Origin of the sequence: Streptomyces sp. NPDC047917, from assembly GCF_043204345.1 — a bacterium.
Lineage (GTDB): Bacteria > Actinomycetota > Actinomycetes > Streptomycetales > Streptomycetaceae > Streptomyces > Streptomyces sanglieri.
Genome location: NZ_JBIDCA010000001.1, coordinates 40,820 through 65,221, shown reverse-complemented (window position 1 = coordinate 65,221; position 24,402 = coordinate 40,820). Strand labels below are relative to the sequence as shown.

The 24,402-nt window shown below is 69.9% G+C and carries 21 protein-coding genes and 3 tRNA genes; 12 read left to right on the top strand and 12 right to left on the bottom strand.

What is annotated here, in order from left to right:
- Positions 1-2: 2 nt before the first annotated feature.
- The 5 genes from ACGF8B_RS00270 to ACGF8B_RS00250 form a co-directional block, all read right to left on the bottom strand.
- Entirely contained in the window at positions 3-824 is an 822-nt protein-coding gene (locus ACGF8B_RS00270; RefSeq protein ID WP_392733375.1) for an ABC transporter permease, read from the bottom strand.
- Positions 824-1,876 (bottom strand): ABC transporter ATP-binding protein, encoded by a 1,053-nt coding sequence (locus ACGF8B_RS00265; RefSeq protein WP_392733373.1) that lies wholly within the window; start codon positions 1,874-1,876, stop codon positions 824-826. The genes ACGF8B_RS00270 and ACGF8B_RS00265 overlap by 1 nt, the downstream gene beginning before the upstream one ends.
- Before the next feature lie 132 nt (positions 1,877-2,008).
- Positions 2,009-2,081, bottom strand: a tRNA-Gly gene (locus ACGF8B_RS00260).
- Positions 2,082-2,179: 98 nt separating this feature from the next.
- Positions 2,180-2,251, bottom strand: a tRNA-Gly gene (locus tag ACGF8B_RS00255).
- Between the two features lie 133 nt (positions 2,252-2,384).
- Positions 2,385-2,720 (bottom strand): Lsr2 family protein, encoded by a 336-nt coding sequence (locus tag ACGF8B_RS00250; protein ID WP_266689661.1) that lies wholly within the window; start codon positions 2,718-2,720, stop codon positions 2,385-2,387.
- A gap of 382 nt (positions 2,721-3,102) precedes the next feature.
- On the opposite strand from ACGF8B_RS00250, the gene purS reads away from it, so the two are divergent.
- From purS to purL, 3 genes are read left to right on the top strand one after another with little or no spacing between them, the layout of a single operon-like run.
- Positions 3,103-3,363, top strand: coding sequence for a phosphoribosylformylglycinamidine synthase subunit PurS (purS, locus tag ACGF8B_RS00245; RefSeq protein WP_124720043.1), 261 nt, complete (start codon positions 3,103-3,105; stop codon positions 3,361-3,363).
- A complete protein-coding gene (gene purQ, locus ACGF8B_RS00240; RefSeq protein ID WP_392733370.1) occupies positions 3,360-4,040 on the top strand; it encodes a phosphoribosylformylglycinamidine synthase subunit PurQ in 681 nt (226 codons plus the stop codon). The genes purS and purQ overlap by 4 nt, the downstream gene beginning before the upstream one ends.
- Positions 4,037-6,286 carry a phosphoribosylformylglycinamidine synthase subunit PurL gene (purL, locus tag ACGF8B_RS00235; protein WP_392733369.1) on the top strand — a complete coding sequence of 750 codons (2,250 nt, stop codon included), beginning with the start codon at positions 4,037-4,039 and terminating at the stop codon, positions 6,284-6,286. The genes purQ and purL overlap by 4 nt, the downstream gene beginning before the upstream one ends.
- Positions 6,287-6,377: 91 nt before the next feature.
- Here purL and ACGF8B_RS00230 read toward each other — a convergent pair whose 3' ends face one another.
- Entirely contained in the window at positions 6,378-7,940 is a 1,563-nt protein-coding gene (locus tag ACGF8B_RS00230; protein WP_392733367.1) for an MFS transporter, read from the bottom strand.
- A 144-nt stretch (positions 7,941-8,084) separates the two neighbouring features.
- On the opposite strand from ACGF8B_RS00230, the gene ACGF8B_RS00225 reads away from it, so the two are divergent.
- Together ACGF8B_RS00225 and ACGF8B_RS00220 are read left to right on the top strand one after the other, a co-directional pair.
- The gene (locus ACGF8B_RS00225) at positions 8,085-8,723 is read left to right on the top strand and encodes a TetR/AcrR family transcriptional regulator (RefSeq protein ID WP_392733365.1); all 639 of its coding nucleotides are present in this window, start codon (positions 8,085-8,087) and stop codon (positions 8,721-8,723) included.
- Positions 8,724-8,957: 234 nt separating this feature from the next.
- Positions 8,958-9,758, top strand: coding sequence for a sterol carrier family protein (locus ACGF8B_RS00220; RefSeq protein WP_392733363.1), 801 nt, complete (start codon positions 8,958-8,960; stop codon positions 9,756-9,758).
- A gap of 449 nt (positions 9,759-10,207) precedes the next feature.
- Here ACGF8B_RS00220 and ACGF8B_RS00215 read toward each other — a convergent pair whose 3' ends face one another.
- Positions 10,208-10,432: a putative leader peptide gene (locus tag ACGF8B_RS00215; protein ID WP_392734410.1), complete on the bottom strand. Its 225-nt coding sequence runs from the start codon at positions 10,430-10,432 to the stop codon at positions 10,208-10,210.
- Between the two features lie 423 nt (positions 10,433-10,855).
- On the opposite strand from ACGF8B_RS00215, the gene purF reads away from it, so the two are divergent.
- Positions 10,856-12,382 (top strand): amidophosphoribosyltransferase, encoded by a 1,527-nt coding sequence (purF, locus tag ACGF8B_RS00210; RefSeq protein WP_392733361.1) that lies wholly within the window; start codon positions 10,856-10,858, stop codon positions 12,380-12,382.
- A gap of 60 nt (positions 12,383-12,442) precedes the next feature.
- A complete protein-coding gene (purM, locus tag ACGF8B_RS00205) occupies positions 12,443-13,516 on the top strand; it encodes a phosphoribosylformylglycinamidine cyclo-ligase (RefSeq protein WP_392733359.1) in 1,074 nt (357 codons plus the stop codon).
- A gap of 188 nt (positions 13,517-13,704) precedes the next feature.
- Here the strand turns inward: purM and ACGF8B_RS00200 are convergent, their stop codons facing one another.
- Positions 13,705-13,962 (bottom strand): DUF3073 domain-containing protein, encoded by a 258-nt coding sequence (locus ACGF8B_RS00200; RefSeq protein ID WP_072488579.1) that lies wholly within the window; start codon positions 13,960-13,962, stop codon positions 13,705-13,707.
- 312 nt (positions 13,963-14,274) lie between these two features.
- Positions 14,275-15,366, bottom strand: coding sequence for a Leu/Phe/Val dehydrogenase (locus ACGF8B_RS00195; protein WP_392733357.1), 1,092 nt, complete (start codon positions 15,364-15,366; stop codon positions 14,275-14,277).
- Between the two features lie 174 nt (positions 15,367-15,540).
- On the opposite strand from ACGF8B_RS00195, the gene ACGF8B_RS00190 reads away from it, so the two are divergent.
- Both ACGF8B_RS00190 and bldC read left to right on the top strand, forming a co-directional pair.
- Positions 15,541-16,386, top strand: coding sequence for a hypothetical protein (locus ACGF8B_RS00190; protein ID WP_392733356.1), 846 nt, complete (start codon positions 15,541-15,543; stop codon positions 16,384-16,386).
- 525 nt (positions 16,387-16,911) lie between these two features.
- Complete coding sequence (gene bldC / locus ACGF8B_RS00185; protein WP_003949541.1) at positions 16,912-17,118, top strand: developmental transcriptional regulator BldC; 207 nt, start codon at positions 16,912-16,914, stop codon at positions 17,116-17,118.
- A 505-nt stretch (positions 17,119-17,623) separates the two neighbouring features.
- On the opposite strand, the gene ACGF8B_RS00180 is transcribed toward bldC, so the two are convergent.
- The 3 genes from ACGF8B_RS00180 to hrpA all read right to left on the bottom strand — a co-directional run bounded on the left by ACGF8B_RS00180 (position 17,624) and on the right by hrpA (position 22,118).
- On the bottom strand, positions 17,624-17,857 hold the full coding sequence (locus tag ACGF8B_RS00180; protein WP_392733354.1) for a DUF6274 family protein: 234 nt from the start codon (positions 17,855-17,857) through the stop codon (positions 17,624-17,626).
- 138 nt (positions 17,858-17,995) lie between these two features.
- Positions 17,996-18,070: transfer RNA gene (locus ACGF8B_RS00175), tRNA-Asp, on the bottom strand.
- Between the two features lie 127 nt (positions 18,071-18,197).
- A complete protein-coding gene (gene hrpA / locus ACGF8B_RS00170) occupies positions 18,198-22,118 on the bottom strand; it encodes an ATP-dependent RNA helicase HrpA (RefSeq protein ID WP_392733352.1) in 3,921 nt (1,306 codons plus the stop codon).
- A 156-nt stretch (positions 22,119-22,274) separates the two neighbouring features.
- On the opposite strand from hrpA, the gene ACGF8B_RS00165 reads away from it, so the two are divergent.
- Genes ACGF8B_RS00165 through ACGF8B_RS00155 form a run of 3 tightly spaced genes read left to right on the top strand, consistent with a single transcriptional unit; the run spans position 22,275 to position 24,390 of the window.
- On the top strand, positions 22,275-22,673 hold the full coding sequence (locus tag ACGF8B_RS00165; protein ID WP_392733350.1) for a hypothetical protein: 399 nt from the start codon (positions 22,275-22,277) through the stop codon (positions 22,671-22,673).
- Between the two features lie 56 nt (positions 22,674-22,729).
- Positions 22,730-23,542, top strand: coding sequence for a DsbA family protein (locus ACGF8B_RS00160; protein ID WP_392733348.1), 813 nt, complete (start codon positions 22,730-22,732; stop codon positions 23,540-23,542).
- The gene (locus ACGF8B_RS00155; protein ID WP_392733346.1) at positions 23,539-24,390 is read left to right on the top strand and encodes a cytochrome c biogenesis CcdA family protein; all 852 of its coding nucleotides are present in this window, start codon (positions 23,539-23,541) and stop codon (positions 24,388-24,390) included. Before ACGF8B_RS00160 ends, ACGF8B_RS00155 begins: the two co-directional genes overlap by 4 nt.
- Positions 24,391-24,402 lie beyond the last annotated feature (12 nt).

Genomic DNA, 24,402 nt, shown 5'->3' with positions numbered 1-24,402 from the left:
CCTCAGCGTCGCGGATCCCAGCGGAACCGCCGTTGCACAGCAAACACGGCGAATCCGGTCCAGGCCAGCCCGGTCATGGCGGCCACGAGCAGGTCGGAGCCGTCGGCTCCGCCCAGCCAGCCCGTCCGTACGAGCGTCATGACCCCGGTCACCGGCAGCAGCTCGCACACGGACGCCATCGGGTCGGGCATGACCTCCAGCGGTACGAAGAGCCCCGAGCCCATCATCGAGAGGAAGAACAGCGGGAGGGTGGTGAGCTGAGAGGTCTGCACGGTGCGGGTCACCGCGGAGGTGGCCGCGGCCAGTGCCGCCAGCAGCACCACGCCCAGCAGCAGGCCCGCCAGCAGCAGTTCGGGCCGCTGCGGCGCGGCGAGGCCGAAGAAGGCCGTTCCCGCGACCACGATCACCACGGTCTGGGCCAGCGCCAGCGCGACCGACGGCAGGGCGGTCCCGACGAGGATCTCCGGGTCGGTGACCTCACCGGTGCGCAGTCGTTTCAGAACGAGATCCTCGCGCCGTGCCACGTAGGACGAGACCAGGTTCATGTAGACGGCCTGGATCAGCACGATGCCGATGCCACCGGTGAGCGCCGCCCCGGCGACGGAGAGGCCGGTCCCGTCGAGAACGGACTGCTTCAGCGCCGACTTCATCGCCAGGACCATGGCGGCGGGCATCAGCAGCGAGACGAACACCGCCGTCCGGTTGCGGGCGAGCAGGGAGACCTCGGCGCGCCCGAGGGCGGTCAGCCGGCCCCGGAGCGTCGTGCCGGCCGTCGTGCCGACCGCGGTGCCGGCGCCGGTCGCGCTCGTCGTCGTGCTCGTCATCACGCAGCCACCTTCGCGTCGTCCGTTTCGCCGTTCGTTTCGCCGTACGTTTCGTTGTCCGAGGCGCTCTGGGCGATGTCGAGGAACGCCTCTTCGAGCGAGGCCGAACGGGCATCGAGACCCAGCAGCCGGACGTCCGACTCACGTGCCCAGGTCAGCAGTTCGTCCAGGGACTCCTGCAGACGGTGGGTACGGATCTCGATCCGGCGGCCGTCGGCGGCGGCCCGCAGCCCGAGCGGAAGCCGGGCCGCCGGAACCTCCTCCGGCAGCTCGAACCGGATCCGGGAGGGACGGGCGGCGGTCACCTCGGCGGTGGTGCCCGCCGTCACGATCCGCCCCCGGTGCATGATCGCCAGCCGGTCGGCGAGCGTCTCGGCCTCCTCCAGGTAGTGCGTGGTGAGCAGCACGGTGGTGCCGCCGTCCCGCAGCTCGCGCACCAACTCCCAGGTGTCGCGCCGCCCTTCGGCGTCGAGCCCGGTGGTCGGCTCGTCCAGGAACAGCACCTCGGGCCGGCCGAGCAGGGCCATCGCCAGATCGAGCCGGCGCCGCTCACCGCCGGAGAGCTGCTTGACCCGTACCCGCCCCCGGTGGGAGAGCCCGACCAGCTCCAGCGCCTCGCCGGTCGGGCGCGCGCCGCTGGTGCAGCCCGCCCACATCCGTACCGTCTCGGTGACCGTCAGCTCGGAAGGGAAGCCGCCCTCCTGGAGCATCACCCCGATCCGCGGGCGCACGGCGGCACGCTCCCGGTACGGGTCGTGGCCGAGCACCCGGACCGTGCCGCCGTCGGGCACGGCCAGACCCTCCAGCAGCTCGACGGTGGAGGTCTTGCCCGCGCCGTTCGTACCGAGCAGCGCGAAGAGCTCACCGCGCGCCACCGAGAAGGAGACGCCGGCCACGGCCTCGAATCCGCCCGCGTAGCGCCGTCGCACTCCGGTCGCCTCGATCACCGCATCGGAACGGGACGCGGACGCGGAGGCGGCGGCGGCCGTGACGGGTGCCGCGGTCCGGTCCGCGCGGTTGCCGCGGTTGCCTGGGATGTCGTCGCTGGTCATGACCACAGAATTCCGCGGGATCGGCGACGGGATCAGTGCGAGTTGTCATTACTGCTCATGACAAACGTCATGTGTGGCCGGACACGACGAAGGCCCTGGTCGATATCGACCAGGGCCTTCGTTTCGATCAAGAGCGGACGACGAGATTCGAACTCGCGACCCTCACCTTGGCAAGGTGATGCTCTACCAACTGAGCCACGTCCGCATTGCTGCCGCTCATTGTACTCCCCGGAAGGAGTTTCATCGGGCGGTGCGAGCACCACCCTACCCGATCCACCGGAGTGGTCGATAAGAGCGATGCAGAGCGGGTGACAGGAATTGCACACTGCGCCTTCCCCCTGGAAGGGGGATGTTCTGCTACTGAACTACACCCGCACGCTGCGTGGGGTTCGGCTTTTCGGCCTTGCCCCTCGGCGTGCTCCAGACTTTAGCCGACCTGCGGGGGTGTAGCGCAAGTCGGTGTCCGCGGGGTGTCGCCCAAGGGGGTGCCGGGGGGCCTGTCGGAGGGTCAACTCGCTTCGCGGAACGCCTCGTAGACCTTCTTGGGGATCCGGCCGCGGGCCGGCACCTCCATCCGGTGCGAGCGGGCCCAGGCGCGTACGGCCGCCGGGTCGGGGGCGAGCGAAGTGTGCCGGTACGACACGGGGGTCTTGCCGTGCTTGCTGGCGTTTGTCTGCTTTCGGCCCGCCGCCATGTACGGCGCGAGGGCCTTGCGCAGTTTCTTTGCATTGGACGTATTGAGGTCGATCTCGTACGACTTCCCGTCCAGGGCGAAGGTGACCGTTTCCGCCGCTGCTCCCCCGTCGATGTCGTCGGAGAGCGTGACCACTACGCGCTGAGCCACGGATATCGGTCCTTTCCTACGGTATCGGCGCGTCTGGCGTGCGCTGATGCCGGCCTTCCGGCTGCTAGGCGGATGCGGTGTCGACGGTTGCCGACTGTTTAGGGCAATGCTGCATTCCCCGGTAATCATTTGTACAGCGGTTGGTGCCGCATTGTGAAGCCCACCCAATTAACTCCGCGTGTCAGCCTTCTATGTGTGCTGCCGGTGAGGATTATTTTTGCAGGACTTTCCCTGTGTGTTGTCGCGTCCGATATCTGGGCGTGATCAAGGTTCTCGATATCTACCCGCGTAGAATTTCTGGCCAGGTACGCTGAGGGGACCTGCGGGGGTCTGGGGAGCCCCCCGGAGAAACAGCCGCACCACACCACCACCGGGAGTGCCAGTGGCACGCGTCGTAGTCGACGTCATGCTCAAGCCCGAGATCCTCGACCCGCAGGGACAGGCGGTGCAGCGCGCACTGCCCCGTCTCGGCTTCGAGGGAATCGCGGACGTACGTCAGGGAAAGCGTTTCGAGCTGGAGGTAGAGGGGCCGGTCGACGACGCCGCCCTCGGCCGCATTCACGAGATGGCCGAGACTTTCCTCGCCAACACCGTCATCGAGGACTTCACCGTGAAGGTGGAGAAGGCCGAGGAGCCGAAGTGACCGCTCGCATCGGAGTCGTCACCTTTCCCGGCACGCTCGACGACAAGGACAGCCTGAGGGCCGTACGGGTCGCGGGCGCCGAGCCCGTATCGCTGTGGCACCGCGACAAGGACCTGCACCAGGTCGACGCGGTCATCCTGGCGGGCGGCTTCTCCTACGGCGACTATCTGCGGGCCGGAGCCATCTCCCGCTTCTCGCCGGTCATGGAGACCGTCATCGAGCAGGCGAAGGCGGGGATGCCGGTCCTCGGCATCTGCAACGGCTTCCAGATCCTGACCGAGGCGCATCTGCTGCCCGGCGCGATGCTGCGGAACAACCACCTGCACTTCATCTGCCGCGACCAGAGGCTGCGCGTCGAGAACGCGGAGACCGCCTGGACCTCGGACTACTCCGCGGGCCAGGAGATCTCCGTACCGCTCAAGAACATGGACGGGCGTTACGTCGCCGACGAGCGGGTGCTCGACGAGCTGGAGGCGGAGGGCCGGGTCGCCTTCCGCTACCTGGACGTGAACCCCAACGGCTCGCTGCGGGACATCGCCGGCATCACCAACGCGGCGGGCAATGTCGTCGGCCTGATGCCGCACCCGGAGCACGCCGTCGAGCCGCTGATCGGAACCGGCCGCACCGACGGTCTCGGGTTCTTCACCTCGATCATCAAGAAGCTGGTCAACGCATGAGCCTGGATACGGTCAAGCACGCGGCCGAGACCCCGGACGTCGCGCAGCCCTGGAAGGAGCTCGGCCTCAAGGAGGACGAGTACGCCCGGATCCGCGAGATCCTGGGCCGCCGTCCCACCGGCGCCGAGCTCGCCATGTACTCCGTGATGTGGTCCGAGCACTGCTCGTACAAGAGCAGCAAGGTCCACCTCAAGCAGTTCGGCGAGAAGGTCCCCGCCAACGACGCGATGCTCGTCGGCATCGGCGAGAACGCCGGTGTGGTCGACGTCGGTCAGGGTTACGCGGTCACCTTCAAGGTCGAGTCGCACAACCACCCCTCGTACATCGAGCCCTACCAGGGCGCGGCCACCGGCGTCGGCGGCATCGTCCGCGACATCCTCGCCATGGGTGCTCGCCCGGTCGCGGTCGTCGACCCGCTGCGGTTCGGCGCGGCCGACCACCCCGACACCAAGCGCGTCCTGCCGGGCGTCGTCGCGGGCATCGGCGGCTACGGGAACTGCCTGGGCCTGCCGAACATCGGCGGCGAGGTCGTCTTCGACGCCTGCTACCAGGGCAACCCGCTGGTCAACGCCGGCTGCATCGGCGTGATGAAGCACGAGGACATCCACCTAGCCAAGGCCTCCGGCCCCGGCAACAAGGTGATCCTCTACGGTGCCCGCACCGGCGGCGACGGCATCGGCGGCGTCTCGGTGCTGGCCTCGGAGACCTTCGAGTCGACCGGCCCCGCGAAGCGCCCGGCCGTCCAGGTCGGCGACCCGTTCCAGGAGAAGCTCCTCATCGAGTGCACCCTGGAGATCTTCAAGGAGAAGCTCGTCGCGGGCATCCAGGACCTCGGCGGCGCCGGGCTCTCCTGCGCCACGTCCGAGCTGGCCTCCGCCGGATCCGGCGGCATGCGCGTCGAGCTGGACACCGTGCCGCTGCGCGACTCCTCCCTCTCGCCCGAGGAAATCCTCATGAGCGAGTCGCAGGAGCGCATGTGCGCGATCGTCGAGCCGCAGTACGTGGACCGCTTCCTGGAGATCTGCGAGAAGTGGGACGTCATCGCCACCGTCATCGGTGAGGTGACCGAGGGTTCCCAGCTGGAGATCTTCTGGCACGGCGAGCAGATCGTGGACGTGCCGCCGCGGTCCGTCGCCCACGAGGGCCCGACGTACCACCGTCCGTTCGCCCGCCCGTCCTGGCAGGACGCGCTCCAGGCCGACGACGCCGGCAAGCTGGCCCGCCCGGCGAACGGCGCGGAGCTGCGCGAGCAGGTCCTCAAGCTGGTCGCCTCGCCGAACCAGGCGTCGAAGTCCTGGATCACGGACCAGTACGACCGGTTCGTGCAGGGCAACACTGTGCTCGCGATGCCCGACGACGCCGGCATGGTCCGGATCGACGAGGAGTCGAACCTGGGCGTGGCCATGGCGACCGACGGCAACGGCCGGTACGCCAAGCTCGACCCGTACACCGGTGCGCAGCTCGCGCTGGCGGAGTCGTACCGCAACGTCGCCGCCTCCGGTGCCAAGCCGCTGGCCATCTCGGACTGCCTGAACTTCGGTTCGCCCGAGGACCCGGACGTCATGTGGCAGTTCGCCGAGGCCACCCGTGGTCTGGCGGACGGCTGCCTGGAGCTGGGCACCCCGGTCACCGGCGGCAACGTCTCGCTGTACAACCAGACCGGTGAGACGGCGATCCACCCGACGCCGGTCGTGGCCGTGCTCGGTGTGATCGACGATGTCACCCGGCGCACGCCGGTCGCCTTCGCGGAAGAGGGCCAGCTCCTCTACCTGCTGGGCGACACGCACGAGGAGTTCGGCGGCTCCGCCTGGTCCGAGGTCGTCCACAACCACCTCGGCGGTCTGCCGCCCAAGGTCGACCTGGGCCGCGAGAAGCTGCTCGGCGAGATCCTGATCTCGGCGTCCCGCGACGGCATGATCGACGCGGCGCACGACCTCTCCGACGGCGGTCTGATCCAGGCGGTCACCGAGTCCTGCCTGCGCGGCGGGAAGGGTGCCCGGCTGGTCGTGCCGGACGGGCTGGACGCGTTCACCTTCCTCTTCTCCGAGTCGGCGGGGCGCGCGGTCGTCTCCGTGCCGCGGAGCGAGGAGCTTCGCTTCAACGACATGTGCGGTGCGCGGGGTCTGCCCGTCGCCCGGATCGGTGTCGTGGACGGCGAGGAGATCGAGGTCCAGGGCGAGTTCGGCATTTCGCTGAACGAGCTGCGTACGGCGCACGAAGCGACCATTCCGGCGCTGCTCGCCTGACCCGCGGGTTCTGACGAGAACGGCCCCGCCCTGTTCATGGGCGGGGCCGTTCTCGTGGGCGGGGCCGGAAATGGCCGACGCAATTGTGTATTCAGCGGGAGAGCGGCGGTGCCGTGGTGAATGCGGTGGCATTTACCTCCGCGTCCTCCGGCCTCTCCGCCTCCTCCGCGTCCTCCGGCCTCTCCGCTTCCTCCAGCTTCTCCGCCTTCTCCGGTTTCTGCTGGACACCGGCCGGAAGCCGGGTCGCCAGAACGGCCGCCAGGATCATCACCCCGGTCGCCGACCAGAAGACCACGCTCGTCGAGGAGACGAACGCGTCCAGCGCCTGCCGACGGGCGTGGCCGGTCAGCTCGCCGATGGTGCTGGTCGTGCCGCCGGGGCCACGAGCCGCGTAGACCCTGCTGAGTACGGTGCCGAAGACCGCGGCGCCCAGTGCCCCGCCGAGGGTCTGGAAGAACCGGACGCCGGTGGTGGCCACGCCCAACTGCGCGGCCGGCGCGGTGTCCTGGACCAGCTGGATCAGCTGGCCGATGAGCTGGCCGAAACCGACGCCCATCAGCAGCAGCGCGGCGCGGACCGTCCACAGGCCGGTGTCCGTGGAGAGCGTGGCGAGCAGGGCCAGGGCGGCGGACGCGCAGACGGTGCCGCTGACGACGAAGGTCTTCTGCGACCAGCCGGCCGTGGCGAGCCGGTCGGAGAGCAGTCCGACGGCGGTCATGCCGATCGCCATCGGGATCAGGTAGAGCCCGGCCGACGAGGCGGCGATCCCGCGTACGACCTGGAGATAGATCATCACGTAGACCATCGAGCCCATCATGGCCGCGCCGACCAGGCCCTGGATGGCGAAGCCGTACCGGATCTCCCGGACCCTGAACAGGCCGAGCGGCAGCACCGGTTCGGCCGCGGTGGCCTGGCGGCGTACGAAGAGGGCGAGCGCGGCGACGGTCGCCACGAGGAGTCCGACGATCAGCGGGGACGACCAGGCGTGGTCCTTGCCTCCCCACTGGGTGACCAGCAGCAGCATGGTGGAGAAGGCGGCGGCGAGCCCGGCGCCGAGGAAGTCGATCGTGCGACGGGTGCTGTGCGCGGGCAGTCTCAGCACCCGGACCGCCGCGGCCAGGACGGCGACGCCGATCGGCAGGTTGACGTAGAAGATCCACCGCCAGTCGGCGTGGTCGGCGAGTGCTCCGCCGAGCCACGGCCCGAGCGCCATCCCGGCCCCCGCGACGATCCCGCCGATGCTTCCGCCCTTGCCGCCCTTCTCCTCGGGGCCCTTGAGCTCACGCAGCACGACCATGGTGACGCTCATCAGTCCACCGCCGCCGACGCCCTGGAGCGCGCGGGCGGCGATCAGCCAGCCCATGGAGTCCGCCATTCCGCACAGCGCCGATCCGGCGAGGAAGGTGGCGACGGCCCCGATGAAGACCTTCTTGGCGCCGATCACGTCGCAGAGCTTCCCGTAGAGCGGCAGCGCGGCGGTGGCGGCGAGCTGATAGGCGGCGATCAGCCAGGGGATCTTGTCGATGCCGTGCACCGGGTCGAGGTCGCTGACGATCGGCACGGTCGCCGCCGAGACGATGTTCGTGTCGAGCACGGCCAGCAGGATCGTGGCGATGCAGAGCCCGAACCCGATGATGCGCTGACGTCTGGTCATGGTTGTGGGCGTGACTGCGGACATGGCTGGGCTCCCCTCCCGAGCGGCTTGGTGCCGCTGCGGCCGGGCACCACCATGGCCCATGAAAATGTATTGAGTCAAGAATTAATCCTGGATCAACTTTCATCCTGGTACAGTGACGCCATGACCGAGGGGATGAGCCTGCGCGAGCGCAAGAAACTCCAGACGCGGCACCGCCTGTTGGCCGCCGCCACCGAACTCTTCGCCGAGCGCGGCTTCGACAAGGTCTCGGTCGCCGAGATCGCGGAGGCGGCCGAGGTATCGAAGATGACCGTCTTCAACTACTTCGCCGGCAAGGAGGACCTGGTCCTCGCTCCCATGGAGGAGCACGTGGGCGATGTCGCGCGCATGGTGCGGGACCGGGCCCCCGGTGAATCCGCCCTGGCCGCCGTGCGCGAACAGTTCCTGGCCGCCGTCGAGCAGCGCGATCCCTCGATCGGAATGAGCGACCTGCCGGTGGTGCTCGGAGTGCGCCGGCTGATCCAGGAGACCCCGGCGCTGCTCACCCGGGCCCACGGGTTCTCCATGCGCTCCTTCGACCTGCTCACCGAAGCGCTGGTCGAGGAGGGGGAGGAGCCGGCCATCGCGCGGGTGGCGGGCGCCCAGCTGATCGGCACCCGCAACGCCCTCATCCACGCGAACCAGTTGCGACTGCTGGCGGGGGAGTCGGCGGACGCGATCGCCGCGGACGCCTTCGCGCTCGCCGAGCGCGGTTTCGCCCTGCTCGCCGGCGGCCTGGGCGACTTCGCGATCCGGCGCTGAGGCCGGGAGCCCGTCCGTCCGGTCCGGTGGTGCTGGGGTCGGGGGGTCGGTGCGGTCCGGTTCGGTGGTGCTGGGGTCGGGGGGTGCTGCGGTCCGGTCCGGTGGTGCTGGGTTCGGCGGGTCGGTGCGGTCCGGGTCAGTGGTGCTGGGTTCGGCGGGGCGGCGCGGTCCGGTTCGGTGGTGCTGGTTCCGCGGGTCCGTCCGTCCGGTCCGGCAGCGCTTAGGCTCGCGGACATGCCGCCGTCCCAGAAACGCGCCCGCCGCTACGACCCGGTCAGGACCCGCACCGCCGTCCTGGCGCAGTTCGCCCATGTCCGGGAAGCCGTCCGTACCCTGACGCCCGAACAGCTCGCGCTGCCGACCCGGCTCGGCGACTGGACCGTACGCGAACTGGCCGTGCACCTGACCATGGCGCTCTCCGGCGTCACCCGGAGTCTGGAGCTGCCGGAACCCGCCGCCGCCAAGTCCGGCCTCACGCCCGCCCAGTGGCCGTTCGCGACCGCGGACCGGGCGGCCGGGATCGCCGACGACACCAGGAAGCTCGCCCTGGACCATCCCGACCTGGACGCGCTGTACGAGGAGGTCGCGGCGCGCTTCGAGGAGATGGTGCCCGAGGCCGGCGACGAGCGGCTGCTGACGATGCGGACCGGGGTGATGCGGCTGGCCGACTTCCTCGTCACCCGTACCGTCGAACTCGTCGTGCACACCGACGATCTGAACGAGGCGGCCGGCCTCGACATCCCGTACGACCGCCAGGCGCTCGCCGCCTGCACCCGGCTGCTCGCCGACGCCCTCGCGGAGAAGGCGCCGGGCGGCTCGGTCGAGGTGCGGATCCCGCCGTTCGCCGTCGTCCAGTGCGTATCGGGCCCCAAGCACACCCGGGGTACGCCGCCCAACGTCGTGGAGACCGATCCGCTCACCTGGATCCGGCTCGCCACCGGGCGTACGGAGTGGGCGAGGGAGCTCGACGGGGCGAAGGTCGGCGCCAGCGGGGAGCGGGCCGATCTCGCCGCCCTGCTGCCACTGATGGCGTGAGAGGGAACCGGACGCCCGGCCGGACCGTTCCGGGGCCCTGCGGAATCGACGCCCGGCCGTAGGGGCTCCCGCCCGCCCTCGCCGCCTGCGGCAACGGGACGAGCGCCGGTGACGGCAGCGGTGCGGTGGCGTACCCGGCGCCGCGCAGCAGCGGGGCGAGCGTGGGGTGGGTGGGTTCGAGCCCCACCGACCGGTCCGCGATGGGTTCGCCGAGCCCGCCCCTCGTACGGCCCGGAAGGGCCGTTCCGGTACGTGGCCGGCCGCGTGGCCGCCCGCTGCGGGGGCGGCCGCCGGAAGGCCGACGGCGGCGGTGGCGGCGCTCGCGCCGACGGCGGTCCCGAAGCCCCGCCTGGCCAGAGAGGTATCAGAACCTTTGTTCGAACTGCGGGCAGGTGTGACTGCGCCAGGGCAGAACTCGGCCGCGCGGCGGCGAAGGCGGGGCGGGCCCGTCAGACGTCAGTCGCGGCTGATCGCGACCGTGGACGGGCGGGAGGCGCGGGGAGCGGGCGGACCGGCGCTCGGCAGGAGGGCAGCCCCGTGCCCGCCGCCGGGGGGACGGGGGATTCGGGGCGGCCGAGGGCGCGGCGGCAGATGGCGCTCGCGACACGTCCCAGATCGACGTGGCGGCGCTCCATGAGCGCGACCGAGCGGTCGGCGAGAGGCCGGGGCCGCATGGCGCAGGAGGCCTGCCGGCTGACCATGCGCCTGTCAACGACAGGTCTCGCGCCGCGGACGAAGGGCGCTGTGGGTCTCGGGGCGGCCCTTGAGGCTCCGCACCCCCGCCTTCCGGTGTGAGGCTCGCCACGAAACGCGCGTTCGGTCGGACTGTGCGCCGGGCCCTCGGCCGCCTCACCGAGCGCCACCATCCGGCCCGGCGGGCTCCTCGGCCGAAATGGCCGGAACCCGACGGTAACCGGGCGCTGATCCGGGTGACCGCCGCCCCGTGGCCCGATCCGTACCCCGACACACCCGACGGATGATCACTCCCCGTGACCATTCGGCGCGCCCTTCAGGACACCCCCGGGAGCGCTTCCCCGGTGGTCCGGACCGGTATCTCGAATTCGGACCAGTGGTCGATCTCGCCTACACTCGGTGGCGTGCCTCGTGGTGATGGACGACTCAACCACGACCTGCTCCCCGGAGAGAAGGGCCCCCAGGACGCTTGCGGCGTCTTCGGTGTCTGGGCTCCGGGCGAAGAGGTCGCCAAGCTCACCTATTTCGGACTGTATGCCCTGCAGCACCGTGGACAGGAGTCCGCGGGCATCGCAGTGAGCAACGGGTCCCAGATCCTGGTCTTCAAGGACATGGGACTGGTCTCGCAGGTCTTCGACGAAACGTCTCTGGGATCCCTCCAGGGCCATATCGCGGTCGGTCATGCCCGCTACTCCACCACCGGTGCCTCGGTGTGGGAGAACGCGCAGCCGACGTTCCGTGCGACCGCGCACGGCTCGATCGCCCTGGGTCACAACGGCAACCTGGTCAATACGGCCAAGCTCGCCGAAATGGTCGCCGACCTTCCCCGCAAGGACGGCCGCGCCACCCAGGTCGCCGCGACGAACGACACCGATCTGGTGACCGCGCTGCTCGCCGGCCAGACCGATGAGGACGGCAAGCCGCTCACCATCGAGGAGGCCGCCGCCAAGGTGCTTCCCGATGTGCGGGGCGCCTTCTCCCTCGTCTTCATGGACGAGCACACCCTGTACGCAGCCCGTGACCCGCAGGGCATCCGCCCGCTGGTCCTCGGCCGGCTGGAGCGCGGCTGGGTGGTGGCCTCCGAGTCCGCCGCCCTGGACATCTGCGGCGCCAGCTTCGTGCGCGAGATCGAGCCGGGTGAGCTCGTCGCCATCGACGAGAACGGCCTGCGCACCTCGCGATTCGCGGAAGCGAAGCCCAAGGGCTGCGTCTTCGAGTACGTCTACCTGGCCCGCCCCGACACCGACATCGCCGGGCGCAACGTCTACCTCTCCCGGGTGGAGATGGGCCGCAAGCTGGCCGCCGAGGCCCCGGTCGAGGCCGATCTGGTCATAGCGACGCCGGAGTCCGGCACCCCCGCTGCCATCGGTTACGCGGAGGCCAGCGGCATCCCGTTCGGCGCCGGACTGGTGAAGAACGCCTACGTCGGCCGGACCTTCATCCAGCCCTCCCAGACCATTCGGCAGCTGGGCATCCGCCTCAAGCTGAACCCCCTCAAGGAAGTCATCAAGGGCAAGCGCCTGGTGGTCGTCGACGACTCGATCGTCCGCGGCAACACCCAGCGCGCACTGGTCCGGATGCTCCGCGAGGCCGGCGCCGCCGAGATCCACATCCGGATCTCCTCCCCGCCGGTGAAATGGCCCTGCTTCTTCGGCATCGACTTCGCGACCCGCGCCGAGCTGATCGCCAACGGCATGACCGTCGACGAGATCGCCACGTCGATGGGTGCCGACTCGCTCGCGTACATCTCGCTCGACGCGATGGTCGAGGCGACGACGATCGCCAAGCCGAACCTGTGCCGCGCCTGCTTCGACGGTGAGTACCCCATGGAGCTCCCGGACCCGGAGCTGCTCGGCAAGCAGCTGCTGGAGACCGAGCTGGCAGCAGGCCCTGCGGCGACCGCCGCGGCCGACGCACTGCGTCGTCCGTGACGGCCCAGCCGTACCCCTCCGGCCACCAGCCCCGTATTTCCACACGAAAGATCCCAGGCAATGTCTGAGACAACAGGTGCTTCCTACGCGGCAGCGGGCGTCGACATCGAGGCCGGCGACCGTGCCGTCGAGCTGATGAAGGAGTGGGTGAAGAAGACGCAGCGCCCGGAGGTCGCGGGCCTCGGCGGCCTCGGCGGCTTCGCCGGACTCTTCGACGCCTCCGCCCTCAAGCGCTACGAGCGTCCGCTGCTCGCCTCCGCCACCGACGGCGTCGGCACCAAGGTCGACCTCGCCCGCAAGATGGGCGTGTACGACACCATCGGTCACGACCTCGTCGGCATGGTCGTCGACGACCTGGTCGTCTGCGGCGCCGAGCCGCTCTTCATGACCGACTACATCTGCGTCGGCAAGGTGCACCCCGAGCGTGTCGCGGCCATCGTGAAGGGCATCGCCGAAGGCTGTGTCCTCGCGGGCTGCGCCCTCGTCGGCGGCGAGACGGCCGAGCACCCCGGCCTGCTCGGCCCGGACGACTTCGACGTCGCCGGCGCCGGTACGGGCGTGGTCGAGGCCGACCGGCTGCTGGGCCCGGACCGTATCCGTAAGGGGGACGCCGTGATCGCCATGGCGTCGTCCGGTCTTCACTCCAACGGGTACTCGCTCGTCCGGCACGTGTTCTTCGACCGGGCCGGCTGGTCGCTGGACCGCCAGGTCGAGGAGTTCGGCCGCACGCTCGGCGAGGAACTTCTGGAGCCCACCAGGATCTACTCGCTGGACTGCCTGGCCCTCACCCGCACCACCGAGGTGCACGGCTTCAGCCACGTCACCGGCGGCGGCCTGGCCAACAACCTGGCCCGGGTCGTCCCGGACGGACTGCACGCCACGGTCGACCGCTCCACCTGGACCCCCGGCGCGGTCTTCGACCTGGTCGGCAAGGCCGGACAGGTCGAGCAGCTGGAGCTGGAGAAGACGCTGAACATGGGCGTCGGCATGATCGCGATCGTCCCGGCCGAGTCCGTGGACGCGGCACTGACCACCCTGGCCGACCGCGGGATCGACTCCTGGGTCGCGGGCGAGATCACCGAGCGCGGGGCACACACCTCGGGCGCGGAACTCGTCGGCGGATACGCGCGATAGACAGCAGGCAGGCACACCGGGACACCCCGATGAGCCGCCGACTGCCCGGCCGCCGGAAGGCCAGCACTTCCGGCGACCGGGGAGAACCCTCGGAAAACCGGATTCCGCACCGGCGGCCGGACCGTACCGGGACAGCACAGAACCCGGTCCGGGACAGGCCCGGACCGGGTTGATGTGTCAGCGCGAGGTCAAGCGCCGCGGCGCTGTGACGACGGACCGGACTTGTCGTCCTCGTCCTCGTCCTCGTCGTCGTTGTACAGATCCGCGTACTGTGCGTACGGGTCATCTTCCTCGTCGTCGTCCTCGAACGGCTCTGCGTTCGGTGGTTGACTCGAAGGCGATGCGCCCAGCTCATTGGCCAGACGCGACAGGTCAGTCCCGCCGCTGCTGTACTTCAGCTGGCGGGCGACCTTTGTCTGCTTGGCCTTTGCCCGGCCGCGCCCCATGGCTCGACCCCCTCGGTGACGGGGCTCGACGGCCCCAGAGTCTTGACACGCGTTCATGTTTCAGGACGGACTCTCGGCTGAGAGACCGTGCCCGTAGGGCTTTAACGGTACCTGCTTCCGCGGCCATACGGTACGCCGCCCGCATCACGCGCCCCGGAAGAGGACCGGCGAGAAGCCCCGTCCTCGCTGGTCAACTGCGATTTTAACCTCTTCTTGGCATGCGACCCGCCGACCGGCGTGAGTCTTGTCTCGCCGGTCGGCGGGCCGGGGGTCGTGGGCCGGTGCGAACGCGCGGTGACGCGTCCGCCACCGTCAGCGTCGGCGCGCCTCGGCCATCCGCTGCTCGGCGATCCGGTCGGCCGCGGCGGCCGGCGGGATGCCGTCGGCCTTCGCACGTGCGAATATGGCCAGCGTGGTGTCGAAGATCTTCGACGCCTTGGCCTTGCACCGGTCGAAGTCGAAGCCGTGCAGTTCGTCGGCGACCTGGATGACCCCGCCCGCGTTCACGACGTAGTCGGGTGCGTACAGGATCGAGCGGTCCGCGAGGTCCTTCTCGACGCCGGGGTGCGCGAGCTGGTTGTTGGCCGCGCCGCACACCACCTTGGCGGTGAGCACCGCCACGCTCTCGTCGTTCAGCGCACCACCGAGCGCGCACGGGGCGTAGATGTCGAGCCCCTCGGTGCGGATCAGCGCCTCGGTGTCCGCCGCGACGGCGACCCCGGGGTGCTTGTCGGTGATCCGGCGTACGGATTCCTCCCGCACATCCGTGACCACGACCTCCGCGCCGTCGGAGAGCAGATGCTCGACGAGGTAGTGGCCGACCTTGCCCACCCCGGCGACCCCCACTTTTCGGCCACGCAGCGTCGGGTCGCCCCAGACGTGCTGCGCGGAGGCCCGCATGCCCTGGAAGACGCCGAAGGCGGTGAGGACCGAGGAGTCGCCAGCGCCGCCGTTCTCGGGGGAGCGGCCGGTGGTCCAGCGGCACTCGCGGGCGACGACGTCCATGTCGGCGACATAGGTGCCGACGTCGCAGGCCGTCACGTACCGCCCGCCGAGCGAGGCCACGAACCGGCCGTAGGCCAGCAGCAGTTCCTCCGACTTGATCTGCTCGGGGTCGCCGATGATGACGGCCTTGCCGCCGCCGTGGTCGAGACCGGCCATGGCGTTCTTGTACGACATGCCGCGCGCGAGGTTCAGCGCGTCCGCGACGGCCTCCTTCTCGGAGGCGTACGGATAGAAGCGGGTGCCGCCGAGGGCCGGGCCCAGGGCGGTGGAGTGGATGGCGATGACGGCCTTGAGGCCGCTGGCACGGTCCTGGCAGAGCACGACTTGTTCGTGGCCACCCTGCTCCGAGTGGAACAGGGTGTGCAATACATCAACAGGCGCGCCGGTCACATCGGTCACTGTGGTGACTCCCAAGTACGAAGCGGCGAAGACCCTCCTGAAGGTGGGGAGGGCCGTGGACCGGCCGCGTGGCCGGTCCGACAGGGCAAGAGCGTAATTCCTACCTGGACGTAGATCTGTTCCACTGCCCCGGATCACCCCCCTGCGGAGTACGGGCGTGACACGATCTGCTGCATGTCGGTGGTGTCTTCGGTGCTCGTCCCTTACGCGTCCTACCTCCGGGTGTACGAGCCGCTGGCCGCCTTCCCGGAGCCCGAGCGCGCCCACTGGGCCCGGTACGCCGGGCGGGCCCGGATCCCCACCGCGCAGGACGAACTGAGGCGCTCGCTCGCCGACTTGGCGGCCACCCCGCCGGTCGCGGTGCCGGTGCACGAGAGCGCGGACGCGTTCGTTGCCGAGGCCGACGGGGTGGTGTGCGTCTGCCCGTGGCGGACCAGGCTGCGCGGCTGGCTGGCGCTGGAGGAGCTGGCGGAGATGTTCCCCGGGCCGGTGCTCGACGCGGTGCTGCCGCCGGTGGTGCGCGGGCAGGCGGTCGCGGACCACGAGCGGTGGACGGAGCGGAATCCGGACGCCAGGCCGTGGATCCGTACCTCGGTGTGGCAGGTGCCGGTGCGGTGGTTCGTGCTCTTCTCCGACGAGGAGCGGGAGTACGAGCCGGCGGGCGAGGACGGTGCGGCGCCCGTGCTGCGGTACCGGACGCCGATGGTGCAGGCCCGCCGCCGGCTGGCCCGGGCGCTGAAGACGCTGCGGGACTCGGTGGACGAGGGTCCGCTGACCGAGGGGCTGGTGGACGTGGGGCGCTGGCTGGAGGAGTTCCATCCGCGGGCGCTGGTCGAGCTGGACTACGCAGGCCTGGTGCACGCGCTGCCCGCGAAGGAGCTCGCCGGGGACCGGTCGGCCGCGGATGTGGCCGAGGGCATCGCGGCGCTGCGGGCCGGCGACACCGACGGGGCCGGCGAGGCGTACGGGCGGCTGGCGGAGCGCTGGCGGGCCGTAAGAGATCGTCAGTTCGCGAACTGACCGGGCGGTTTCTGCGTCTGTTTCTCTGTGCCCTCTGTGACGTGTGAGAACAAAGAGGCGGAACGGTACTACTGAGGTCTTAGGACCTACGTCCCGAACCGGGCCTTTGCCTCAAGCGTGATGGATAGCACTAACGGGGCTCTTGCGCCCTTCCCTACTCCTCATGCCAAAATAGGACAAGGAGCCCGGGGAGGGCTCCGTCCGTCCAACTAAGGGCGGAATGCTCAGCATTGCACGCTATGGGGGGTCTGATGGCTCCTGATCGCTCTGTGACTGATCGTCACGGCGGAGTGACTGTCCGCTATGGCATGGTCCATCGGCTTCCGTCGCTGATGAACACCTGGGAGGGCAATTCCATCGGTTTGGCCGACGTGGCTGGACGGATGGTGTAGTTGTAGTGCCGAGGACAAGCCGTTCGTCCTATAACCGACTCGGCCCGCGTCCGCCATTTCGGGCAACGCGGGTCAAGGTGCAGAATTTAGAGGAAAGAACCGAGATGGTTCGGTTCTCCCGAGGAGGCCGCTCATGACCGCTCGCACCCCTGATGCCGAGCCGCTGCTGACCCCGGCTGAGGTTGCCACGATGTTCCGCGTGGACCCGAAGACGGTTACCCGCTGGGCCAAGGCAGGCAAGCTCACGTCCATCCGCACGCTCGGTGGACATCGCCGGTACCGCGAGGCAGAGGTCCGCGCACTGCTTGCGGGTATTCCGCAGCAGCGCAGCGAGGCCTGACACACCCCCTGTCGCCGCGCAACAACCGGGCTTCCGGGTCCCCCAACCCGTACAGGCCCACCCATAGCTCCAAATGACGGGCGCCCGCCCCAACGGGCGCCATACCTGTGCAATGCGGGTGCGTCGTTCGATCGCGCTGGACTCCGCCGGGTCCAGCGCGATCTTTTTTGTGCCCGCGACCCGTGCCTGTGGCCGGGTCCGCGGGCGCCTCCCGGGCCCGCAGGAAACCGGGCGTCCGGTCGGGTCCGGCCGGGGTGCCGTGCGGGCTTGAGCGGGTCTGTGCGGGACTGTTCCGGACCGCCCGGGGAGGCCGGGGAGGCGTGGTTCACATGGTCCCCCGGAACTCCCGTCCGAGTGGTGCAATTGCACATATTAAATTCGCCAGTTGTAGGAAGGGAGTAAAGTCACTCCTTCTCAAAACTCCTTCGGTGACTCCCGTCACACTGCGCGAGTCTTGCCAAGTACGAGCCTGCCATCGCCGGGAAGCGGAAAGTCCCGCCATTGGTCACTCGCCCGGGGGACTTTCGTCCCCGGTCTCAGGGGTGCCCTCCTGGCGCTCCGTACGCAGGGTCGGCGGTTCGGGGGCGGAATCGCTCCGGCGGGCCGTCACGGGCTCCATGACGAGCCGCAGGAGCCGGTGACAGACCGCACAGTGGCGGGTGAGATGGCGGCGGCCGGAAACGGCGGCCAGATGGGCGCGCAGGAGCGCGCGGGTCTCGTGCGTGGCGGACGTCGTCATACACGCCACCTCCCGGTGGACCGCCGCCCCGCGCCGGGAAATCAGGGGCGGCCTCTGCTGTCTGAGTACTCGTCGGCAGCCACCGGAGTCAAGACGCGCGAAAGCCCGGATCCAGAAGGATCCGGGCTTTCGTTACTGCGGTCCTGACGGGATTTGAACCCGCGGCCTCCACCTTGACAGGGTGGCGAGCACTCCAAACTGCTCCACAGGACCAGGTTTTCGCTGCCTTCCTTGCGGCTGGCTGCGAAGACAGACTGTACAGCAGGTCAGAGGGTGCGGTCGAACTCACCGAAGGTGGCGGCTCCGTCACAGTTCCGGAAGCCGCCCGTCCGGTGTCGTCTCACGGCGCCGCCGCGTCGATCGCCTTCACGATCCGCTTGTCGGAGACGGGGTAGGCCGTCCCCAGGGCGTGGGCGAAGTAGCTGACCCGGAGCTCCTCGATCATCCAGCGGATGTCCAGGACCTCCTGCGGTACGGGCCTGCCCTGCGGCAGCTGTTCGAGCAGCCAGGCGTACTCGTCCTGCATCTCGTGGACCTTCGCCATGCGCGTGGTGTCGCGCTGGACGGCCGTCGGCATCTGCTGGAGCCGGCGGTCCACGGCGACCAGATAGCGCATCAGGTCGGGCAGCCTGCGCAGCCCGGTCCTCGTGACGAAGTCCGCCGGCATCAGGGCCGCGAGCTGGTCCCGTGCGTCGGTGACGTTGTCGACCAGGACCAGGCTGTTGGTGGCCTTCAGCCGCCGCTCGCAGGCCTGCCAGGCGGCCAGCACCTGCTGGACCTGCTTGACCGTGTGCTCGGTCAGCGCGACGAGGTCGGCGCGCACCTTGTCGTACAGCTTCCGGAACGACTCCTCGTCCCAGGCCGGGCCGCCGTGCGCGATGATCAGCCGGTCGGCGGCCGCCGTCGCACAGTCCTCGAAGAGGGCCTGGATGGAGCCGTGCGGATTGCGGGACAGGGCCAGCTTCTGCTGGTTCGTCAGCTTGTCGGAGGCGAACTTCGCCGGGTTCACCGGCACGTTCAGCATGATCAGCTTCCGGGTGCCGAGCCACATCGCCCGCTGCTGCTCGGCCTCGGTGTCGAAGAGCCGTACGGCGACGGTCCCGCCCTGGTCCACCAGCGCCGGATACGCCTTGACTGGCTGGCCGGCCCGCCTGGTCTCGAAGATTCGGTCCAGGGTGCCGATCGTCCAGTCCGTGAGGCCCGAACGCTCGATGGACTCGCCCGAGGGGCCCGCGGTGGCCGCCGCGGCCTTGGAGAGGGCCTGACGGGCCTTCGGACGCAGCTGGAGCTTCAGCGCCTCCAGGTCCTTGTCCTCGGCCACCGTGCGGCGCCGCTCGTCGACGATCCGGAAAGTGATCTTCAGGTGGTCCGGGACGCGGCTCAGGTCGAAGTCGTCGGCCGTGACCGGAACACCGACCATCCCCTGAAGCTCCCGGGCCAGCGTGAGGGGCAACGGCTCCTGGAGGGGGACCGCCCGGTCGAGGAACCTGTCCGCGTAGTCCGGCGCGGGGACGTAGTGCCGGCGGATCGGCTTGGGCAGCGAGCGGATCAGCTCGGTGACCACTTCCTCCCGCAGGCCGGGGATCTGCCAGTCGAAGCCCTCGGCGGTGACCTGGTTGAGCACCTGGAGCGGGATGTGGACGGTCACACCGTCGGCGTCCGCACCGGGCTCGAACTGGTACGTGACCTTGAACTTGAGCTTCCCCTGGCGCCAGGAGTCCGGGTAGTCGTCCTTGGTGACGGCCCCGGCCTTCTCGTTGATGAGCATCGAGCGCTCGAAGTCCAGCGCGTCCGGCTCGTCCCGGCGCTTGTGCTTCCACCAGGAGTCGAAGTGCGCCCCGGAGACCACGTGGTCGGGGATCCGCCGGTCGTAGAAGTCGAAGAGCGTCTCGTCGTCCACGAGGATGTCGCGGCGCCGGGCGCGGTGCTCCAGCTCCTCGACCTCGCCGAGGAGCTTGCGGTTGTCGTGGAAGAACTGGTGGTGGGTCCGCCAGTCGCCCTCGACCAGGGCGTTGCGGATGAAGAGATCGCGGGAGGTCTCGGCGTCGATACGGCCGAAATTGATCTTGCGCTGGGCGACGATCGGCACCCCGTAGAGCGTGACCCGCTCGTACGCCATCACCGCCGCCTGGTCCTTCTCCCAGTGCGGCTCGCTGTAGGTGTGCTTCAGCAGATGCTGGGCCAGCGGCTCGATCCACTCCGGCTCGACCTTGGCGTTGACCCGCGCCCACAGCCGGGACGTCTCGACCAGCTCGGCCGACATCACGAACCGGGGCTGCTTCTTGAAGAGCGCCGAACCGGGGAAGATCGCGAACTTCGCGCTGCGGGCGCCCAGGTACTCGTTCTTCTCGGTGTCCTTCAGCCCGATGTGCGAGAGCAGCCCGGCCAGCAGCGAGGTGTGCACCGACTGCTCCGGCGCGTCCTCCTCGTTGAGGTTGATCCCCATCTGCTTGGCGACCGTACGCAGCTGCGCGTAGATGTCCTGCCATTCGCGGATGCGCAGGAAGTTCAGATACTCCTGCTTGCACATCCGGCGGAAGCTGGACGAGCCGCGCTCCTTCTGCTGCTCGCGGATGTACCGCCACAGATTCAGGAACGCCAGGAAGTCGGACGTCTCGTCCTTGAAGCGGGCGTGCTGCTGATCGGCCTGGGTCTGCTTCTCCGAGGGCCGTTCGCGAGGGTCCTGGATGGAGAGCGCGGAGGCGATGACCATGACCTCGCGGACACAGCCGTTGCGGTCGGCCTCGATGACCATGCGGGCCAGCCGCGGGTCGACGGGCAGCTGCGAGAGCTTGCGGCCGAGCTGGGTGAGCCGCTTTTTCGGATCCTTCTCCTCCGGATCGAGCGCGCCGAGCTCCTGGAGGAGCTGGACGCCGTCGCGGATGTTGCGGTGGTCCGGCGGGTCGATGAAGGGGAACTTCTCGATGTCGCCCAGGCCGGCCGCGGTCATCTGGAGGATGACGGAGGCCAGGTTCGTACGGAGGATCTCCGGGTCGGTGAACTCCGGACGGGTCAGGAAGTCGTCCTCGGAGTACAGCCGGACGCAGATGCCGTCCGACGTACGGCCGCAGCGGCCCTTGCGCTGGTTGGCGCTGGCCTGCGAGATCCGCTCGATCGGCAGCCGCTGGACCTTGGTGCGGTGGCTGTAGCGGGAGATCCGGGCGTTGCCCGGGTCGATCACGTACTTGATGCCGGGAACGGTCAGCGAGGTCTCGGCGACATTGGTCGCCAGCACGATCCTGCGTCCCGTGTGGCGCTGGAAGACGCGGTGCTGTTCGGCGTGCGAGAGACGGGCGTAGAGAGGGAGCACCTCGGTGTGGCGCAGGTTCCGCTTGTTCAGCGCGTCCGCGGTGTCACGGATCTCCCGCTCGCCGGAGAGGAAGACCAGGATGTCGCCGGGCCCCTCCGACTGGAGCTCGTCCACGGCGTCGCAGATCGCGGTGATCTGGTCGCGGTCGGAGTCTTCGGTGTCCTCTTCGAGGAGCGGGCGGTACCGCACCTCGACCGGGTACGTACGCCCGCTGACCTCGACGATCGGCGCCTCGCCGAAGTGGCGCGCGAACCGCTCGGGGTCGATCGTCGCCGAGGTGATGACGACCTTCAGGTCCGGGCGCTTGGGCAGCAGCCTGGCCAGATAGCCGAGCAGGAAGTCGATGTTCAGCGACCGCTCGTGGGCCTCGTCGATGATGATCGTGTCGTAGGCGCGCAGCTCGCGGTCCGTCTGGATCTCGGCGAGCAGGATGCCGTCCGTCATCAGCTTCACGAACGTCGCGTCGGGGTTCACCTGGTCGGTGAAGCGGACCTTCCAGCCGACCGCCTCGCCCAGCGGCGTCTTCAGCTCGTCCGCGACGCGCTCGGCGACCGTACGGGCGGCGATCCGGCGCGGCTGGGTGTGCCCGATCATGCCCCGGACACCGCGCCCCAGCTCCATGCAGATCTTCGGGATCTGCGTGGTCTTGCCGGAGCCGGTCTCCCCGGCGACGATCACGACCTGGTGGTCGCGTATCGCCTCCAGGATCTCGTCCTTCTTCTGACTGACCGGGAGCTGTTCCGGGTACGTCAGAGCGGGCATCCGCCCGGCACGCAGCGAGAGCCGCTCGGCGGCCTTTGCGGCCTCGGCGGCGATCTCGTCGAGCACGGACTGCCTGGCCTCGGGCTTACGGATGCGGCGCGCCCCTTCGAGACGGCGGCCGAGCCGGTGCGCGTCGCGGAGCGAGATCTCTCCGAGCCGGTTCTGGAGATCAGCGAAGGAAGTAGACATACGGAGCCCAGGATCTCACCCGGGCCTGACGAACGGCGAACATATTTCGTGCGGTCCGGGTCACCACCCGGCCACCGCGCGGAGGCGCGGGATCACAGCACGTACCATTTCGGGCAGCTGACCACCCGTTGTCCCCGTCCGGAAAGGCCGGTCGCCGTGTCCCGTACGCAGTGGTGCTGCCTGATGGCGGTGCTCGCGGTGGTGCTGGGGCTGTTCTGCGGACCGGCGACGGTGGTGCGCGGCGGCGACGCCGCCCCCGCCGCGGTCGTGGCCGGGGCCACGGGTGCGGACGCCCCGGCCGACGCCGGCCAGGTGGTGGCGGCGGACGCCGACGGGCACCCGACGCCGGGATGCCGCAAGACGAGGAAGCCCGACGGCGAACCCGCGCTCCCGGGCCGGGCCCGTGCCGCGTACGACCAGGCCCCCGGCCTGGCCGGGTGGGGCCTGCCCGTCGCCACCGGGCCGGGCCCGGTCCACCCGCCCGTGCGGCTGAACCTCCGCGCGCCCGCGCCCGCCGCCCCCACCCCCGTAGAACTCTCCGTGCTGAGGGTGTAGCCGGCCGTCCCGCCCGGCCACCCCTTCTCTCCCACATCACCAGCACGGAGTCCCGCATGCCCAAGTCCCCGTCCGCCCGGAAAACCACGCCCGCGCGGAAGTCCTCGGCCAGGAAGCCGGTGCTCTACGGCGCCGGAGTCGTGCTCGCCGCCGCACTGCTCGGCTACGTCTCCTACCAGGCCACCGCCCCCGACCACTCGGGTCCGTCCTCCTCCTCGACCGCCGATGTCGTCGCCGACCCGGACGCCGGCGTCTATCCGGAGCTGGCGAAGCTCGCCCGCCGGGACGCCGGTGACAAGCTCGCGCAGGGCCGCGCCGACGCGCCCGTGGTCCTCATCGAGTACGCCGACTTCAAGTGCGGCTACTGCGGAAAGTTCGCCCGCGACACCGAGCCCGCCCTGGTCAAGAAGTACGTCGACAACGGCACCCTGCGCATCGAGTGGCGCAACTTCCCGATCTTCGGCGCCGAGTCCGAGGCCGCCGCCCGCGCCGCCTGGGCCGCCGGGCAGCAGAACCGCTTCTGGCAGTTCCACGCCGCCGCGTACGCCGAGGGCGCGAAGGAGAAGGGGTTCGGCAAGGACCGGCTGAAGGCGCTCGCCCGGGAGGCCGGGGTCGCGGACCTCGACCGCTTCGCCCGCGACGCGGACAGCTCCGCCGCCTCGGACGCCGTGAGCAAGGACCAGGAACAGGGGTACGGGATCGGCGCGACCTCCACCCCGTCGTTCCTGATCAACGGCCGCCCGATCGCGGGGGCCCAGCCCGCGGAGACCTTCACCCGGGCCATCGAGGCGGCGGCCGAGAAGGCCCGCAACACCGAGGACGCCAAGGGCGGCAAGAACGCCGAGGGCGCTGAGGATGCCGCGAAATGACCGCTGACATCGGCTACTTCGCGGCCTTCCTCGGCGGGCTGCTCGCCCTGGTCAGCCCGTGCAGCGCCCTGCTGCTGCCCGCCTTCTTCGCCTACTCCATCGACTCCGCCTCGCGGCTGCTGGCCCGTACCGGCATCTTCTACGCCGGTCTGGCCACCACCCTGGTGCCGCTCGGCGCCGCGGGTTCGTTCGCCGGACGCCTCTTCTACCGGCACCGCGACGCGCTCGTCCTCGGCGCGGGCTGGCTGATCATCGCGCTCGGCGTCGCGCAGATCGTCGGCCTGGGCTTCGCCTCGCGCCGGATCGCCGCACTCAGCGGCCGGATCCGCCCGACCACCGCCCTGTCCGTCTACGCGCTGGGTGCCGTCTACGGACTGGCCGGCTTCTGCGCGGGCCCGATCCTCGGCAGCGTCCTCACCGTGGCGGCGATCAGCGGCAGCCCGGTCTACGGCGGACTGCTGCTCGCGGTCTACGCCCTGGGCATGGCGGTCCCGCTCTTCCTGCTCGCACTGCTCTGGGAGCGCTTCGACCTGGGCCGCCGGGCCTGGCTGCGCGGCCGCACCTTCCGGCTCGGCCGCTTCGAACTGCACACCACGACCCTGCTGTCGGGGCTCTTCTTCATCGCGCTCGGCGCGCTGTTCCTCGCGTACGACGGGACGACGGCGCTGCCCGGACTGCTGGACGTGGACGATTCGTTCGCCGTGGAGCAGTGGGCCCAGCGCATCGGCGAGCACGTCCCGGACGTGATGGCGCTGGTGGCCGTGGTCGCGGTGGTGCTGCTGGTTCTGGTGGTACGGGCGTGGCGCGGCCGGGACGGCGCGAACCGGGCGGACCGGGAAGAGGTCTGACACGGCGAAGGC

Coding starts and splice junctions, on each gene's coding strand:
- ACGF8B_RS00270 (WP_392733375.1), bottom strand. CDS start 824: ATGACGAGCACGACGACGAGCGCGACCGGCGCCGGCACCGCGGTCGGC.
- ACGF8B_RS00265 (WP_392733373.1), bottom strand. CDS start 1,876: ATGACCAGCGACGACATCCCAGGCAACCGCGGCAACCGCGCGGACCGG.
- purL (WP_392733369.1), top strand. CDS start 4,037: ATGAGCCTGGATACGGTCAAGCACGCGGCCGAGACCCCGGACGTCGCG.
- ACGF8B_RS00230 (WP_392733367.1), bottom strand. CDS start 7,940: ATGACCAGACGTCAGCGCATCATCGGGTTCGGGCTCTGCATCGCCACG.
- ACGF8B_RS00225 (WP_392733365.1), top strand. CDS start 8,085: ATGACCGAGGGGATGAGCCTGCGCGAGCGCAAGAAACTCCAGACGCGG.
- ACGF8B_RS00220 (WP_392733363.1), top strand. CDS start 8,958: ATGCCGCCGTCCCAGAAACGCGCCCGCCGCTACGACCCGGTCAGGACC.
- ACGF8B_RS00215 (WP_392734410.1), bottom strand. CDS start 10,432: ATGCGGCCCCGGCCTCTCGCCGACCGCTCGGTCGCGCTCATGGAGCGC.
- purM (WP_392733359.1), top strand. CDS start 12,443: ATGTCTGAGACAACAGGTGCTTCCTACGCGGCAGCGGGCGTCGACATC.
- ACGF8B_RS00200 (WP_072488579.1), bottom strand. CDS start 13,962: ATGGGGCGCGGCCGGGCAAAGGCCAAGCAGACAAAGGTCGCCCGCCAG.
- ACGF8B_RS00190 (WP_392733356.1), top strand. CDS start 15,541: ATGTCGGTGGTGTCTTCGGTGCTCGTCCCTTACGCGTCCTACCTCCGG.
- bldC (WP_003949541.1), top strand. CDS start 16,912: ATGACCGCTCGCACCCCTGATGCCGAGCCGCTGCTGACCCCGGCTGAG.
- ACGF8B_RS00180 (WP_392733354.1), bottom strand. CDS start 17,857: ATGACGACGTCCGCCACGCACGAGACCCGCGCGCTCCTGCGCGCCCAT.
- hrpA (WP_392733352.1), bottom strand. CDS start 22,118: ATGTCTACTTCCTTCGCTGATCTCCAGAACCGGCTCGGAGAGATCTCG.
- ACGF8B_RS00160 (WP_392733348.1), top strand. CDS start 22,730: ATGCCCAAGTCCCCGTCCGCCCGGAAAACCACGCCCGCGCGGAAGTCC.
- ACGF8B_RS00155 (WP_392733346.1), top strand. CDS start 23,539: ATGACCGCTGACATCGGCTACTTCGCGGCCTTCCTCGGCGGGCTGCTC.